Origin of the sequence: Sphingobium sp., from assembly GCF_033795625.1 — a bacterium.
Lineage (GTDB): Bacteria > Pseudomonadota > Alphaproteobacteria > Sphingomonadales > Sphingomonadaceae > Sphingobium.
The window spans coordinates 1-14357 of record NZ_JARYGI010000006.1 but is presented as its reverse complement, the minus strand read 5'-3'; the positions used below and the strand labels follow the sequence as shown (position 1 = coordinate 14357).

Below are 14357 nucleotides of genomic sequence, written 5' to 3'. Positions count from 1 at the left end.
GGCCATTTTACCTGCCCCGGACGATCTCCGCCCATTCCGCCTCGTCGATGACGCGGATACCTAATTCCGCCGCTTTCTTGAGTTTCGATCCGGCACCCGGTCCCGCTACGATCAGGTCGGTCTTTGCGCTCACCGATCCCGCTGCCTTGGCGCCCAGCGCTTCAGCTTGCGCCTTGGCTTCGTCGCGGCTCATCGTCTCCAGCTTACCGGTGAAGACGATGGTCTGGCCCGAGACGCTGCTCTCGCGAGTTTCCACGACATAGGGCGGCGGCGCGACTTCGCTGAGCAGGTCGTCCCACACCTCGCGATTATGTGCTTCATGGAAGAAATCCCCCAGAGCTTCGACAACGGCGGGGCCTACGCCGTCGATGCCGTTGAGGTCGGCCAGCGCATCCGTATCGCCCGCACGCGCTTTTTCCGCCGTATCGCGCAACACGGGTAGAGACGCAAAGGCCTTCATCAGGTCCCGGGCCGTCACTCCGCCTATGTGCCGGATGCCCAGCGCAAACAGCAGCCGCGCAGCATCGGGTTGCCGCCGCGCCTCGATCGCCGCCAGGAGATTGTCGACCGACTTTTCCTTCCATCCCTCCCGGCCCAACAATTCTGCCCGATGCGCCTTCAGGCGGAAAATATCGGCGGGGCTTTCCAGCCAGCCCAGATCGAAGAACTCACGGATCGTCTTTTCGCCCAGCCCGTCGATGTCCAGAGCCACGCGCGAAACGAAATGCCGCAGTCGCTCGATGCGCTGTGCGGGACAGATGAGCCCTGCAGTACAGCGCACATCCACCTCGCCTTCCTCCGCCACCGCTTCCGATCCGCAGGCCGGGCAATGATCGGGGAAGGCGAAAGGGGCGCGCGGTTCGTCACGCGTGAGGTTCTCCACAACCTGCGGGATTACGTCCCCGGCGCGCTGCACGACGACCCGATCGCCAGGCCGCACGCCCAGCCGAGCGATCTCGTCCCGATTATGCAGCGTGACATTGGATACGACCACGCCGCCGACGGTCACTGGGGTGAGACGTCCGACGGGCGTCAGCTTGCCGGTGCGTCCGACCTGGATATCGATGGAGATCAGGTCCGTCTGCGCCCGTTCGGCAGGAAATTTATGCGCGATGGCCCACCGCGGCGCTTTCGCTACGAAGCCCAGCCGCTCCTGCCAATCGAGCCGGTCGACCTTATAGACGACGCCGTCGATATCGTAGGGCATGTCCGCCCGCAGCGTCTCTATCACGCGATAATGCGCCAGTAATTCGGTGGCGGTCTCGAATTGGCGCAGATGCTCCGAAAGCGGAAACCCCCAGCGCCCGATCGTCTGCATGACGCCCATCTGCGTGTTGGCAGGCAAGGCACTATATGCGCCCCAGCCATGCGCGAGGAAACGCAGCGGGCGGCTGGCGGTGACGCTGGCCTCCTTCTGTCGCAGCGAACCGGCGGCAGCGTTGCGGGGGTTGGCGAACTGCCGCACGCTTTCAGAGTCGAAGACTTCGCCCCTACCCTCGGCCGTCGCCTGCCCCGCCACCATCAGGCGGGCGTTCAGCGCCACGAAGTCCGCCTTCGCCATGTAGACTTCGCCACGCACTTCGAAAAGATCGGGCGCATCATCCGGCAGCGACTGTGGAATGTCGGAGATGTGGCGCACGTTCGCGGTGACATCTTCGCCCACCTGCCCGTCGCCGCGAGTCGCCGCCTGCTTCAGAACGCGATGCTCATAGCGGATCGAAAGCGACAGCCCGTCGATCTTGTCCTCCGCCGTCATCGCGACCGGCGCATCCGATGCAAGCGCCAGATAACGCCGTACACGTGCAACGAACTCCTCCACTTCCGCATCTGCAAAAGCATTGTCGAGGCTCATCATCCGCTTTTCATGCGCGATCTTGGCGAGTGGCGACGCCTCTACCGAAGCGCCGACCTGGGCATTGGGACTGTCTGCGCGGACCAGATGCGGAAAGGCCGCCTCCAGCGCATTATTCTCCCGCACCAGCGCGTCATAATCCGCATCGCTGATCTCCGGCGCATCCTCGCCGTGGTAGCGCGCATTATGATGGGCGATCAGCTTCGCCAGCCGCATCAGGCGATTGGCGGCTTCGGCTTCGGTGAGAATGGAAGAATCGCCCATCACACTTGCTCCAGCAGCCGCCCGGCCTGCGCGCGCGCTTCCTGCGTGATCTCCGCGCCGGAGAGCATACGCGCGATTTCCTCGCGGCGTTCGGCTTCGGTCAGGGCGTGGACGCCGGTGCGGGTTACCGTGCCTTCGCTCGATTTGGCGATTAGCATATGAATCGCGCCACGGGCGGCAACTTGCGGCGAGTGCGTTACGACGAGCAACTGGCTGCCATGCGCCAGCCGGGCAAGGCGGTCGCCGATGGCGCTGGCCACCGCGCCGCCGACACCCCGGTCGATCTCGTCGAAGATCATCGTGTCAGCCCCTCCCTCCTGCGCCAGCGCGACTTTCATGGCGAGGATGAAGCGGGACAATTCTCCACCGGACGCGATCTTCACCAGCGGCGCGAACGGCGCTCCGGGGTTCGTGGAGATTTCGAATTCCACTCGGTCCGCCCCCTGCGGCCCCCATTGCGCCTCGTCCAGTGGCGCAACGGACGTGCGAAAGCGGGCTGCATCCAGCTTCAACGGCGCGAGTTCCGCCGCGACGGCCGCGTCCAGCCGCATTGCCGCCGCCATGCGCTGTGCAGTTAGGTTCTGCGCGGCTTGGCGATAGGCGGTTGCCTTGGCGGCGAGGTCCGCTTGCAGCGCCGCCAAGCCTTCCTCGCCAGCGTCGATCCGCTGAAGCTTGGCGTCCATTTCGGCCCGCAAATTCGCAAGATCGTCAGGCTGCACCTGATGCTTGCGCGCCAGTGCCCGCATCTCGAACAATCGGGTTTCGATGCCGTCGAGACGAGCGGGATCGAAGCTCAGGGCATCATTGGCGGCGGTGAGGCTGTCCTCCGCTTCGCTTGCCTCGATTACCGCACGGTCGAGCGCGGCCAGGGCTTCGGTCAGCAAAGGATGCTCCGAAGCGATCCGGTCGAGCCGCCGCGCCGCTTGGCGAAGCCGCGCCAGGCCGCCCTCGGATCCATCAAGGAACTCCGCCACGGCGACCAGATCCTCGGTCAGGCGGGCCCCCTTCTGCATGGTCGCCCTGTCCTCGGCGAGCAGCGCTTCCTCCCCCGGTTCCGGCGCGAAGGCCGCAAGTTGCGCGACGGCATGCTCCAGATATTCGCGATCTCGCGCGGCGCTTTCCACTTCTGCGCGTGCCTGCGCCAAAGCGGCCTCCGCAGCGCGCCATGCGCCATGCGCGGCCGAAACCAGCGCCGTGTCGCAGCGCCCGAAGGCATCGAGCAGCGCCCGATGTCCACGCGGATTGAGCAGGCCGCGGTCATCATGCTGGCCGTGGATCTCGACCAACGACGATCCGACTTCCCGCAGCAATGCGGCGGAGCAGGGCTGATCGTTGATGAAGGCGCGGCTGCCCCCGTCCGCCTTCAACGTGCGGCGGATGATGATCGGTTCGCCGGGTTCTAGGTCGAGGTCGTTTTCCGCCAAAGCCGCGCGGATCGGATGACGAGCATTCGGCTCCTCGAAGGTTGCGGTGACGCTCGCCTGCGCCTCGCCCTGCCGCACCAGCCCGCTGTCGGCACGCGCGCCCAGCGCCAGCCCCAGCGAATCGAGCAGGATCGACTTGCCTGCCCCCGTTTCGCCGGTCAGCACACCGAGCCCCGGCCCGAAGGCCAGATCCAGCGCCTCGATCAACACGACATTGCGGATGGACAGGTTGGTCAGCACGTAACGGCTTTAGCCCCTTAGATACGAAAGGGGAACAGGACGCGCATCACGCCGTTTTGGGCGGATGCTCCTGAATGAGCTTGTAGGAGCGCTCATACCATTTCGAGCCCGGATAGTTGGTGCCGAGCACTGCCGCAGCCTTCTTCGCTTCTTCCGGGAGGCCCAGCGAGAGATAGCTTTCAACCAGACGCTCCAGCGCTTCGGGCGCGTGAGTCGTGGTCTGGTACTTGTCCACCACGGAGCGGAAGCGCAGCGTCGCCGCAAGCCATTGGCCCCGCCGCTGATGGAAGCGACCGATCTCCATTTCCTTACCCGCGAGGTGATCATTGACCAGATCGACCTTAAGCCGGGCATCGGCGGCATAACGCGTGCCAGGGTAGCGGCGAACCAGTTCGCCCAGCGCGTCGAGCGCCTGCTGGGTGATCTTCTGGTCGCGGGTCACGTCGGCGATCTGCTCATAATAGCAGAGCGAGATCAGGTAATAGGCGTAGGGCGCATCCTTGTTGCCCGGATGGATCGACAGGAACCGCTGCGCGCCTTGGATCGCCTCATTATAATCGGTGTTCATGTAATAGCTGAACGCCGCCATCAGCTGCGCGCGGCGTGCCCATGGCGAATAAGGATGCTGACGCTCGACTTCATCGAACAATGCGGCCGCGAGTTTGAATTGGCCCCGGTCCAGCCGGTACTTGCCCGCATTGTACAGCGTCGACACATCGCGCGCGACATATTGGGTGTCGGCCTTGTTCTTGGACGTGGAACAGGCGCCGAGCGTGGCAACAGCGGCAATCGCCAGCGCGAACTTTATCGAATGTTTGTGCATAGGCGACGGGTCATAGCCGAGGAGGGACGCGCCGCCAAGCAGCAGATTGCCGGTATCGGCAGGATCTTCATGCGTGGCCGACGTCAGGCTAGTGCAGGCACTCTCAGCGATGCCCGGACCCCGCCGCCGTCGCCGGGCATGAGATTGAACGTACCGCCCAGTTGCTTCGCCAGTGTGGAAGCGATGCGAAGGCCCAGGCTCCCGCTCTGCTGCAATTCAAATCCATCGGGAAGGCCGCAGCCATCGTCGACGATCTCAAGATGCAATCCGCCTTCGCTCTTCAGGACCACGCGAATCAACCCTCCTGCGCGATCGGCAAAGCCATGCTCCAGCGCGTTGGCTATCGTTTCGGCCATGATGAGCGCGAAAGGAATCGCAGCGTCCGGCTCGATCTGCGCCCCATCGTCGATGACGATGTCGACGCGCACATCCGTCCGGCCGTTCGCATCCAGAACATCCTTCGCCAGTGTCTCCACGAAAGATTGGACGGACAGCCGCTGCCCGCTAGGGTCGTACAGCGCGCGGCTGATCTTGCCGATTAGCGCCAGCCTGTGCGAGGCCTCGTCCAGTGCCTTGCGCGCGCCGTCATGATCGATGTTGCGACGCTGCAATGCTATTAAGGCGGCCGCAACCTGCAGGTTGTTCGATACTCGGTGCTGCAGTTCGCGGAACAGCATCTCGCGATGCTCCGCCAACGCAGCCCCCCGCGCGCGTTCGGCAGCCAGCTTGTGATTCGCGACCTGCATCCAGTGGGTGAGTGCGATGTTGATGCTCACCACTGTCAGGTAGAAAAACAGCGCGACAAGAACGGCGGGCGTCAGGCTGTGGTCGGACTGCGGCCCGATGAAGAAATACCAGGCCATGCCCCAGCAGATAAAGCCGGCAAGTATCGCCGGGCCGCGGCCGAAGAGGAAAGCGGCGACAACGACGGCGGGAAAAAAGCTGACATAGGGATAGCCCGTCGGGAGCGCACCGTCGGCGAGCAGCCGCAGCGCCAACGCGATCACACAGAGGCCGACAGTCGCTCCATAAGCAATCGCCGGATGCACACCGGCAAGCGGCAACCTTTCAACAAACCGCTCATTCATCCGTCGCATACATTACGCTCCAATATGGACGCTGTAGCGGCTTGTTACGGTAACGCTTTAAACTCGATCAAGTGCAGCAGAAAACGGGTGGACATTTGCCTCTGCTTTTCAGGTCGGGCGTTCACTCACCAGCGCCCGCACCAAAGGCTGCAAATTCTGGTCGAATTTCGCGAGCATGACATGTTCGTCGGCGGTGTCGAAGTGACTGACGAGGCCGTGACGTGTCCAGCGATGCAGGGCATAGGCTGGCGGGTCAGCAATGATCATCGGGCGATTATCGGGCTTGTCGGGATCTATGGGAGAAAGATCCAGGGACACCTGTGGAGCAGTAGACGGGCAAATCGCGATTGTTGTGCCTTTCCACGGCGCAACGATGGCGCGGTGCAAATGGCCGCAGATCAGCGCCTGCACCTGGCCATGCCCTGCAATAGTCTCTGCAAAGCGCGCCACCCATGGCTCGTCCGGATGCGTGTTCATCCATTCGATGCCGACCTCGACCGGGGGATGATGCATGACGATGATCGTCGGCGTATCGCGATCCTCTTGCAGCCTGGCACTTAACCACTGCGCCCGCGCAGCACAGAATGCGCCGCCGTGGCGTCCCGGCTCCAGCGTATCGATGACGATCAGACGTAAGCCATCGAGCGGCACGACATATTGGATGAAGCCATCGTCGACCGGAATATGCGGGAACTGCTGCGTGAAATGAGTGCGATCATCATGGTTTCCCAGGCAGAGGAAAACCGGAAAAGGGCAAGCGCTGAGCGCGTTGGCAAGGCGCCGATAGCTGTCCACGTCACCGCGATCCACAAGGTCGCCAGTAGCCAGCAGCACGTCGGGACGATTAGGCCCGTCGATAAGATGCCGGAGCACCTGATCCAGGCGCTTCCGGTTGAATTCGGCCGGATTATCCGGTTCGAACCCAAGATGAATGTCCGTGATCTGTGCGATCAGCATCGGACGTGCGCCCCCCTTTGGCTATCGGTTTCGTTTCGTTTCGCCCAATGTCTCGTCCGCTGAACCCGTCACCCGAGCGCCGGAAAGCGCTATGACTTTGGCAACGGTCTTGTCCCTGATCGCATTGGCCGGCACCCATGGTGCACCATCGCCCACATGATAGCTGTGACATAGAGCACAGCCGGAAGGTACGTCCGCCTTCGCCTGCTCGCCACCATGGCAGTCGCGACAACTGGAGATACCGGGCAGCAGAAGATCGCTGGCCTTGGACGACTTCGGTGCGGCGTGGCAGCTTTCGCAGCTTTCGATTTTGTGGGCGGCATGATCGAACCAGCCGTTCGCCATATAGCGCATCGGCTGATGCACTGGTGTGATCTGCCAGTTCGCTTTGCCGCCCGCGCCCGGTGGGGCGATGACGTGGCAGTCGTAGCAGGCCCCGCCCCTAGAGAAGACAGCGCGGATCGCCGCCTCCGCATTGCCGGGACGCGCGGCCGCGGCACGGAGATAGGACGCGCCCACCTTTGCGGCCGCATAGTCTCCGGGCAAGCGCCGCGCCGTGCTGCCGAGCGCAATGGGACGCGCCGGACCCGTCGAGCGATAGAAGGCGCGCAAGTCCGCAATAACTTGCGCCGGTTCGCCATGGCGCAGCGTGCGAACCGTTCCACCGATGCTCTCGAAACCGAGGCTATGGCAAGACTGGCAGTCGGTTTCCATGTCGACGGGCAGGAAGCGCACGCCGTCCGCAGTCGGGCGATGACAATCGGCGCAGGCCAGCGCATCGCCATAGGGCTTCTGCCCCTTCAACGTTCGGGCCATGCGCGCAACGCCGCCAGCCCGGCTCAAGTGGATGTCGTGCGGGAATTTAAGGCCGTTGTTCTCCACAGGCTTTGCGTCCAGCGAAACGCGGTCGAAGCGCGGCAGTTTCAATCCAAGCGAGGGCGCGACAGTCATGACAGCGGGCTGGAACTGGGGATGGCTGGTCCCGAAATCACCGGCATTGCCCAGCTTCGTGTCCTTGAGCCGCTCGTTCATGCTGCCATGGCAATCGGTGCAGAATTGCTGGGCCGTCTGCTGCATCGGTCCCGCGCCCTCATGCTCCGTGTGACAGTCGACGCAGGCTCCATCGCCCGGCTTGCCGAATGCCGAGGCAAAACTGGAGAGGATGCGACCGCCCATGCCGGGTGCTGCGCGCGCCATGGCGATCCGGGCGGCGGGGGCATGTTCATGCACTTGCGCAGGGTTGTGGCAGGTCTGGCAGGCGCTGTCCTGCACCGATACGAACGCCTTGACGTGGCAGCTTTCGCATTTGCCTTCCAGCGCGTGATGAGTCTGGCTGAGCGGACCCGGCGACCAGGCGGCATCGCCCGTCACATCATCCTGCTTCGTGAGGCTCGCCTGCTTCATCTGCGCCTGCCGTTCACCGCGGACAGCGTAGATGTTCCGTGTGTCCTGCGCCGGGCGCGTGGCATAGCTGAATATCGGCACGGCAAGAAAGCCGATGAGGATCGAGAGGACCAGCGCCCACGCCATGCCCCTGCGCCCCGGCAGCAATCCGGTGAGCGAGAAGACGCGCGCTTCGTCCTTTTCTTCCAGCGCATCGGACAGGGCGTCCACGCGCTGAACGGACAGAACGATCCCATCCGCCTCGCCATGTGAAACGGTGATCCGATGGCCGCCGAACCGCAGCTCCGCGCCTTCTACCGTGTCGATATCGACGCGAGTGACGGTGCGCCCGTCGACGTCGAACCCCAATGTGCCAGTGGAGCGCACAGTGATGCGGCGGGCGTCGATCTGCTCGATCCGGGCATGATCGGGCACGACCGAAAGGTCCTGTAGATGAATGTCGTTTTCGGCAGCGCGACCGATCGACAGGTGCGGCTTTGGCAAAGTCGACTGGCGGACGATTTCGCGGCCATCTGCGGTATGGCTGATCTGGCGGATGAGGAATGTCATGCGATCACCAGTAGAAGAAGACGCTGACGATGTGCGCCGTCAGCGCAGCCAGCAGCGCAAAGGTCGCGGGCACATGAACGTAGAGCCAGATTTCCAGCATGGCCTTTAGCCGCAAATGCTTGCGCAGGCGGGCGAGCGTTGCCTGCTTGCGCTCCAGCAGCGCGTCGATGCGCTCCAGCGGGTCGTCGCCGGTGTCGGGCTTTGCGCCGGTCCACTGGCGCAGTGTCGCCTGCGCGCGTGCCGTGCCGCAGTTCGGATAATTGCCGGTCAGGCGCCGCAGCAGGCCGCCGCTGAACGGGTCTTGATCCAGCGACGCCTGTACCGCCGACGCCTGATCGTGCGGCAGCGGCTGGGCGGCGTCATGGAGCTGGCGGTCGATGGCGCGCAATGCGTCGAGCATCTGCACTTGCGTCATCTCGTCGCGATTGTCGCTCATCGCTGCGGGAATGCCGGCGTAGACGCCGACCCCGAACATCCCGGAGAGGATCACAAGCATCATCAACGCCCAGGCCAGCGTGTGGACGTTCCAGCCGAGTTGAAACCCGGTGTGCAGCGTGCCGATGATGATAAGGCTGAGGCCGAGATAGACGTGCGCCGAGGTCCAGGCCTTCAGCGACCAGCGTCCGGTCGTCATCGCCCGCTTGCGCAGGCCGAGCGCCGTCAGCCACAGGATCAGCAGGACACCGATAGTGCCGAGCGTGTAACCATACCAGCTTCCGCCATTATGGCGCGGCGTGATGTCGATCATCAGATAGCTGGCGATCACCACCAGACACAGAACCGTGGCAATCTTCAGCCAGCGGAAACCGGCATGTTTCAGAAAGCCTTCGTGGCGAACGTCGCCCTTGATGCGGCGAGTAGGAGCGGCGCGGGTAGCCATATCAGCGCACGTCCCCCGTAACGCGTTCGAGGCGCGCGACGCTCAGGAAATCCTCCGGAGATACGCGGATCGCCGCACCTGTCGGGCAGGCGCGGACGCAGGCGGGGCCGCCCTCGATCCCTGAACACATGTCACACTTGATCGCCTTTTTGGGCTTTTCGACGCCAGGTTCGGCATTTTTGTAGCGCCATTTCTTGGAGGGCTCGCCCGGTCCGGGTCCCGCACCGAACAACATCCAGCTAAGCAGGCCCGGCTTCTTGGGCGGCACGCTGTCCATGCGGATCACGCCGTAGGGGCAATTGCGCTGGCAATTGCCGCAGCCGATGCAGGTGTCGTCGATGAACACTTCGCCGTCAGGCCCGCGATGGATGGCATTGGGTGGACAGTCGGCCATGCAGTGCGGATGCTCGCAATGACGGCAACTGGTTGGCACATGCAGATGGGCGTAGGTCTTGCCCGCCTCGCGGTCGAGCCTGGACAGGCCTTCGTGGCTGTCCGCGCAGGCTTTCTCACAATTGTCGCAGCCTACGCACAGATGCTCGTCGATCAGCAGCACGTCGGTCGCTTCGCCGATGCCGTTGTCGACCAGGAACTTCGCCGTCTGCGAATACATGTCGACCACCGTGGAAAAGCTGTCCTTGCGGCTCTCTACAAACGCATTGATGTCCTGGCGTGCAGCCATGTCGCGGCGGGCGCGTTCCAGCAGCGCGGGCTTGGCCTCCATCAGCTTGCGGAAGGCTTCGCCCTTCAGCCGGATGACTTCGGACTTGACCGTCGCCTTGACGCTGGCGGTGCGCGGGCCGCCGGAGATCAGCGCCATCTCGCCCACATAGCTGCCCGCGGGCAGGTAGGAGAGGAACACGGGCTTGCCGCCGACGACCTTCTCCACGATCATCGATCCGACGCGGATCACGAAGATGTCGTCGCCTTCCTCACCCTCGCGGATGATGAACTCGCCCGCCTTGACCGTCATGATCTCGGCGGTGTCGAGCACTTCGACCAGATCGGCAGGCGTCAGTCCCGCGCCGAACATCTGGAGCAATTGCCGCTCGGTGGATATGCGCGTCACGGCGCGCTTGGCGGCTGGCACGGAGGACATCAACTTGAGCGCCGCCGTGCGCGATACCTCGACCATGATCGAGTCCTCGCCTGCGCAGACAGTCGCGCCCCTGCGCCGCCCGGAGATCAACCCGACTTCGCCGAAGATGGAGCCCGTTTCGATGGGCACGCTGACCGAAGAACTTACCTCCACCAGCGCAGACCCTTCTGCAACTGCGAACAGCGATGATCCCGGATCGTTCTTCTCGAAGATCGCTTCGCCCTTGCGATAAGCGCGCGCTTCGCTGTCCAACATAAATTCGCGCATCTGCAGCGGCGACATGCCTTCCAGGATGGAGACATTGGAGCGGAGCAGTTCCAGCCACTCGTCCACGCTGCGCTTGCCGGGCAGTTCCTTGAACTTGGCGGCAAGGATCGGCTCGTCGGCGGGCTTCAGGGTCGTGTTGCCATTGATGAACTCGACCACGTCATGGCCCTGGTTCATGCAATGTTTGATCAGCGGATAGCCCGCCAGCGCGCCGATGACGAAGATGCCGGGCGCTGTCGTCTCGAACACTGGGGAGAGCTTCGGGAAGGCCAGCCGATCTCCGCTTGTAAATTCGATCCCGCATTCCTCGACGAAGCTGCGCGGCGGTGCGGAGCCCATCCGGGCGATGATGCGGTCGCAGGGCAGGCGTACTTCGCCGTCGCGCGTGTCCACGGTGATGAAGCCGGGTTCCACCTTGGATGTGGTGCTTTCGGTCAGGATGTTGACGCGGCCTGCAGACCCCGCCGCCATCAGCGCCTGCACGTTCGCGCCCTTCGCCGTCGAGAATTCCGCCCCGCGATTGATGAGACTGACGATATTGCCCTGCGCCTCGTCCGCGGCCAGACCGAGAGCGTTCTCGATCCCAGCGTCGCCGCCGCCGATGACAAAGATATACTCGTCATTATATTCCGCCGGGTCGTCCAGCTGATACTGGACATGCGGCAGATCGCCACCGGGGCAGCGCATCAGGTTGGGATTGCCTTGCGTGCCGATCGCCATGATCACGGCGTCGGCGATGATCTCGTTCCCGTTGGTCAGGGTGATCTTGTAGGGCGGCGCGTGGCGCTGTTTCTCGCGCGTTTCGCTGCTGCCATCGCGGGCGCGCACGACAATCTTCTGCACGCTGTCGGGGATGGGCTCCCCGGTTCCCTCGATAGCCTTGACTTCGCTTTTATAGGCGACGTTGATCCCCTGCCCCGCCGCCTGATCGTTCCAGGTGCCCAGGATCTTCTCGCGCTTGCCCGCGTCGAAGTCGAAGTCGGATCGGAGCACGAGCTGGCTGGGCGTCGCCATCACATGCTTGCCCTTCTGATATCTGTAGATGGTATCGGAAAGGTGATCGGTTTTTTCGAGAAGGACGTGCGAAAGCCCTAGGCCTGCAGCACGCGCGGCCGCGCTCAGCCCGGCCGGTCCCGAACCGACAATCGCGATACGCACGCGCTCACTCACCGTTAAACCCCCAACGAATCTGCCGATGCCCCGGCCTTTTCCCCCAACCGTTGAGCATCATACGGGTGCGAACCGTGGCGGCACTCTACCATTTCCTTCGCGTCGCGCTAGACTACAGTTGCATGCGGGAGGGGATTTAGATGGCCGAAGTTGCAAAAACGCCTGGTGGCGCGGGACGGATGTTGCTGATCGGGGCAGCCGCAATAGCGTTGCTGTCGATCGCGTACGGGGTGACGCACAATTCCGAAGCGCCTCCCGTTGCACCGTCGCCAGCCCTTCCATCGGCCTCTACTGCCGCCACTCAAGACCCGGCCGCCTTGATCCAGGACCTGCAAAATCGCGTCGGGGCGAATCCGAATGATGCCGAAGGATGGCAGACATTGGGCTGGGCCTATTTCGAAGCCAGCCGCTATGCAGATTCGGCGCGAGCGTATAAACGCGCGACGGCGCTGGTGCCCGGCAATGCGACTTTCTGGTCTTCCCTAGGCGAAGCGCTGGTGATGGGCAGCAAGACCGATCCCATGCCTGCCGATGCCGCCAGCGCATTCGAAAAGGCCATTGCGATCGACGCAAAGGAACCCCGCGCTCGCTATTTCCTGGCGGTTCGCCGGGACCTGAAAGGCGATCACAAGGGCGCTATCGACGACTGGTTAGCGCTTTTGAAGGACACGCCTAGCGGTGCGCCCTGGGAGCAGGACCTGCGCCGAACCATCGAGCAGGTCGGCCGTATCCACAAGGTCGATGTCGCGGGCCGGCTTGGAGCGATTAAACCGGCAGCGCCGCACCCAGCCCTACCCTCCGTCGCCACGGCTGCTATCCCCGGACCGACCCGCGAGCAGATGCAGGCTGCCGCCGCCTTGCCCAAGGGGCAGCAGGACCAGATGGTCGAGGGGATGGTCAGCAGCCTTGTGGGCAAGCTGAAAGCCAATCCGGCCAATGTCGATGGATGGATCATGCTGATCCGCAGCCGCATGACGCTGGGTCAGGCTGCACAGGCGAGCGCGGCGGTAAAGAACGCCATAGCGGCCAATCCCCCGCAGGCGGCGCGCATCAGGGACGAGGCGAAACTGCTGGATGTGCCGGGGCTTTGACCCTGCCAAGGCCGCTATCGGCTCGAAGTCGAGACCCGGCAGGTAAGCTTAAGCAGCTACACGTCTGACTGGCTGGGTTAGGCAATGTACGCCTCCGCCACATGCCGCGAACTGCGAAATGTCGGCCGTTCTCACCCGATATCCCGCCACTCGCAATATCTCAGCGACGATGTCATCCTGCGCACTGGCGATGATCCGGCGATCTCCCAGCGCAAGGATGTTGCAGCCGAGTTTGAAAGCTGACTGAGCAGGGGCAGGCAGGATTCTGATACCGTGCGCCCTAACGGCATCTAAAAACGCTGGGTCAAGAAGCTCGATGCAGCCGATCGCCTCATCTTGAGCAAGCATACAGAAGATCGTGTCGAGGTGGAGGTGGTCGGCATGGAACGGGCAAAGGATTACCTCCCAGCCTGCCGCGCGGAAGGGGGCGGCAAATTCCTCGGCGCCAGCGGCGGAACTGCGTTCGCCTGACATTCCGATAAGCAGGAGGCCATCGCGTGCTATGCAGATGTCACCCCCCTCTATGGTGCCTTGCTCGATCCGGGTGACAGGCATGTCCCACGTTCTGCAGGCGGCGAGCAGTGCGTCGACCTCGCGGCGGCGGTGTCCGAGGGCTGGACTGAGAGCAAACAAGCCGAAGGGTGTTGCAACGCCGACGTCGCGCGTGAAGCACATATCGGGTAGGTCGGAAGCCGGCCGGAGCATGTGACAACGAACGCCTTCCTCCTCGAGCAGGGCGGCAAGTGCTTCATGCTGGGCAAGCGCCTCTGTTGTACAGGTGGCAAAACCCTGCTTGATGCTGTGTCGAGTGACAGCGCAACAGGCGACTGGCGCCAGATAATGTGGGGGGCAGAGGATGACGTCTGTCAGGCGGTCGGTCTCGCTCATGACGTGACTGTGTAACTGGCCCGAAAAGAAGCTGGGGCGCGTACCGCCCCAAGCAGTGTCAAAGTCTACTTTCATGATCATCTCCTGATCGTGAAAACAGCACTTACCGCTCCAATGTTCCGCACAACGGCAGCATTGCCGGCGGCGTGTCGCTCAGGCGCTTATTCCAGCAAGCATTGGTCTGGTGTATGTCCCCCCGATGCGGTCGAGGCGGCGACACAGCAGCACGAAGGACCGGAACAGGCATTTGAATGACGCCCAGTTGGGTGCGACGGAAATCAGCGTTAACAGGGTGCGGAAATAGGGTCGTTCGGGGATCGATCTGAGGACTTCGACAGTTTGACGTCGGTCATTTGAAGCG

General features: G+C 63.2%; 10 protein-coding genes. 1 reads left to right on the top strand and 9 read right to left on the bottom strand.

What is annotated here, in order from left to right; all coding sequences use genetic code 11:
• Positions 1-7 precede the first annotated feature (7 nt).
• The 8 genes from ligA to QHC67_RS04370 form a co-directional block, all read right to left on the bottom strand.
• Complete coding sequence (ligA, locus tag QHC67_RS04405; RefSeq protein ID WP_319291522.1) at positions 8-2116, bottom strand: NAD-dependent DNA ligase LigA; 2109 nt, start codon at positions 2114-2116, stop codon at positions 8-10.
• Positions 2116-3780 carry a DNA repair protein RecN gene (recN, locus tag QHC67_RS04400; protein WP_319291519.1) on the bottom strand — a complete coding sequence of 555 codons (1665 nt, stop codon included), beginning with the start codon at positions 3778-3780 and terminating at the stop codon, positions 2116-2118. The genes ligA and recN overlap by 1 nt, the downstream gene beginning before the upstream one ends.
• 46 nt (positions 3781-3826) lie before the next feature.
• The gene (locus QHC67_RS04395; RefSeq protein WP_319291516.1) at positions 3827-4603 is read right to left on the bottom strand and encodes an outer membrane protein assembly factor BamD; all 777 of its coding nucleotides are present in this window, start codon (positions 4601-4603) and stop codon (positions 3827-3829) included.
• A gap of 83 nt (positions 4604-4686) precedes the next feature.
• Positions 4687-5700 (bottom strand): sensor histidine kinase, encoded by a 1014-nt coding sequence (locus tag QHC67_RS04390; RefSeq protein ID WP_319291513.1) that lies wholly within the window; start codon positions 5698-5700, stop codon positions 4687-4689.
• Positions 5701-5799: 99 nt separating this feature from the next.
• Entirely contained in the window at positions 5800-6648 is an 849-nt protein-coding gene (locus QHC67_RS04385; protein ID WP_319291510.1) for a phosphodiesterase, read from the bottom strand.
• Between the two features lie 21 nt (positions 6649-6669).
• On the bottom strand, positions 6670-8601 hold the full coding sequence (locus tag QHC67_RS04380) for an FHA domain-containing protein (protein WP_319291507.1): 1932 nt from the start codon (positions 8599-8601) through the stop codon (positions 6670-6672).
• Between the two features lie 4 nt (positions 8602-8605).
• Complete coding sequence (locus tag QHC67_RS04375; RefSeq protein ID WP_319291504.1) at positions 8606-9481, bottom strand: hypothetical protein; 876 nt, start codon at positions 9479-9481, stop codon at positions 8606-8608.
• Between the two features lies 1 nt (position 9482).
• Positions 9483-12017 (bottom strand): cyclic nucleotide-binding domain-containing protein, encoded by a 2535-nt coding sequence (locus QHC67_RS04370; RefSeq protein WP_319291501.1) that lies wholly within the window; start codon positions 12015-12017, stop codon positions 9483-9485.
• Positions 12018-12157: 140 nt separating this feature from the next.
• Here QHC67_RS04370 and QHC67_RS04365 point away from each other — a divergent pair, with 140 nt between their 5' ends.
• Positions 12158-13108 carry a tetratricopeptide repeat protein gene (locus QHC67_RS04365; protein ID WP_319291498.1) on the top strand — a complete coding sequence of 317 codons (951 nt, stop codon included), beginning with the start codon at positions 12158-12160 and terminating at the stop codon, positions 13106-13108.
• Positions 13109-13156: 48 nt separating this feature from the next.
• Here QHC67_RS04365 and QHC67_RS04360 read toward each other — a convergent pair whose 3' ends face one another.
• A complete protein-coding gene (locus tag QHC67_RS04360; protein ID WP_319291495.1) occupies positions 13157-14071 on the bottom strand; it encodes a dimethylarginine dimethylaminohydrolase family protein in 915 nt (304 codons plus the stop codon).
• Between the last annotated feature and the right edge of the window lie 286 nt (positions 14072-14357).

Coding starts and splice junctions, on each gene's coding strand:
- QHC67_RS04380 (WP_319291507.1), bottom strand. CDS start 8,601: ATGACATTCCTCATCCGCCAGATCAGCCATACCGCAGATGGCCGCGAA.
- QHC67_RS04385 (WP_319291510.1), bottom strand. CDS start 6,648: ATGCTGATCGCACAGATCACGGACATTCATCTTGGGTTCGAACCGGAT.
- QHC67_RS04395 (WP_319291516.1), bottom strand. CDS start 4,603: ATGCACAAACATTCGATAAAGTTCGCGCTGGCGATTGCCGCTGTTGCC.
- QHC67_RS04365 (WP_319291498.1), top strand. CDS start 12,158: ATGGCCGAAGTTGCAAAAACGCCTGGTGGCGCGGGACGGATGTTGCTG.
- ligA (WP_319291522.1), bottom strand. CDS start 2,116: ATGGGCGATTCTTCCATTCTCACCGAAGCCGAAGCCGCCAATCGCCTG.
- QHC67_RS04360 (WP_319291495.1), bottom strand. CDS start 14,071: ATGAAAGTAGACTTTGACACTGCTTGGGGCGGTACGCGCCCCAGCTTC.
- QHC67_RS04390 (WP_319291513.1), bottom strand. CDS start 5,700: ATGCGACGGATGAATGAGCGGTTTGTTGAAAGGTTGCCGCTTGCCGGT.
- QHC67_RS04375 (WP_319291504.1), bottom strand. CDS start 9,481: ATGGCTACCCGCGCCGCTCCTACTCGCCGCATCAAGGGCGACGTTCGC.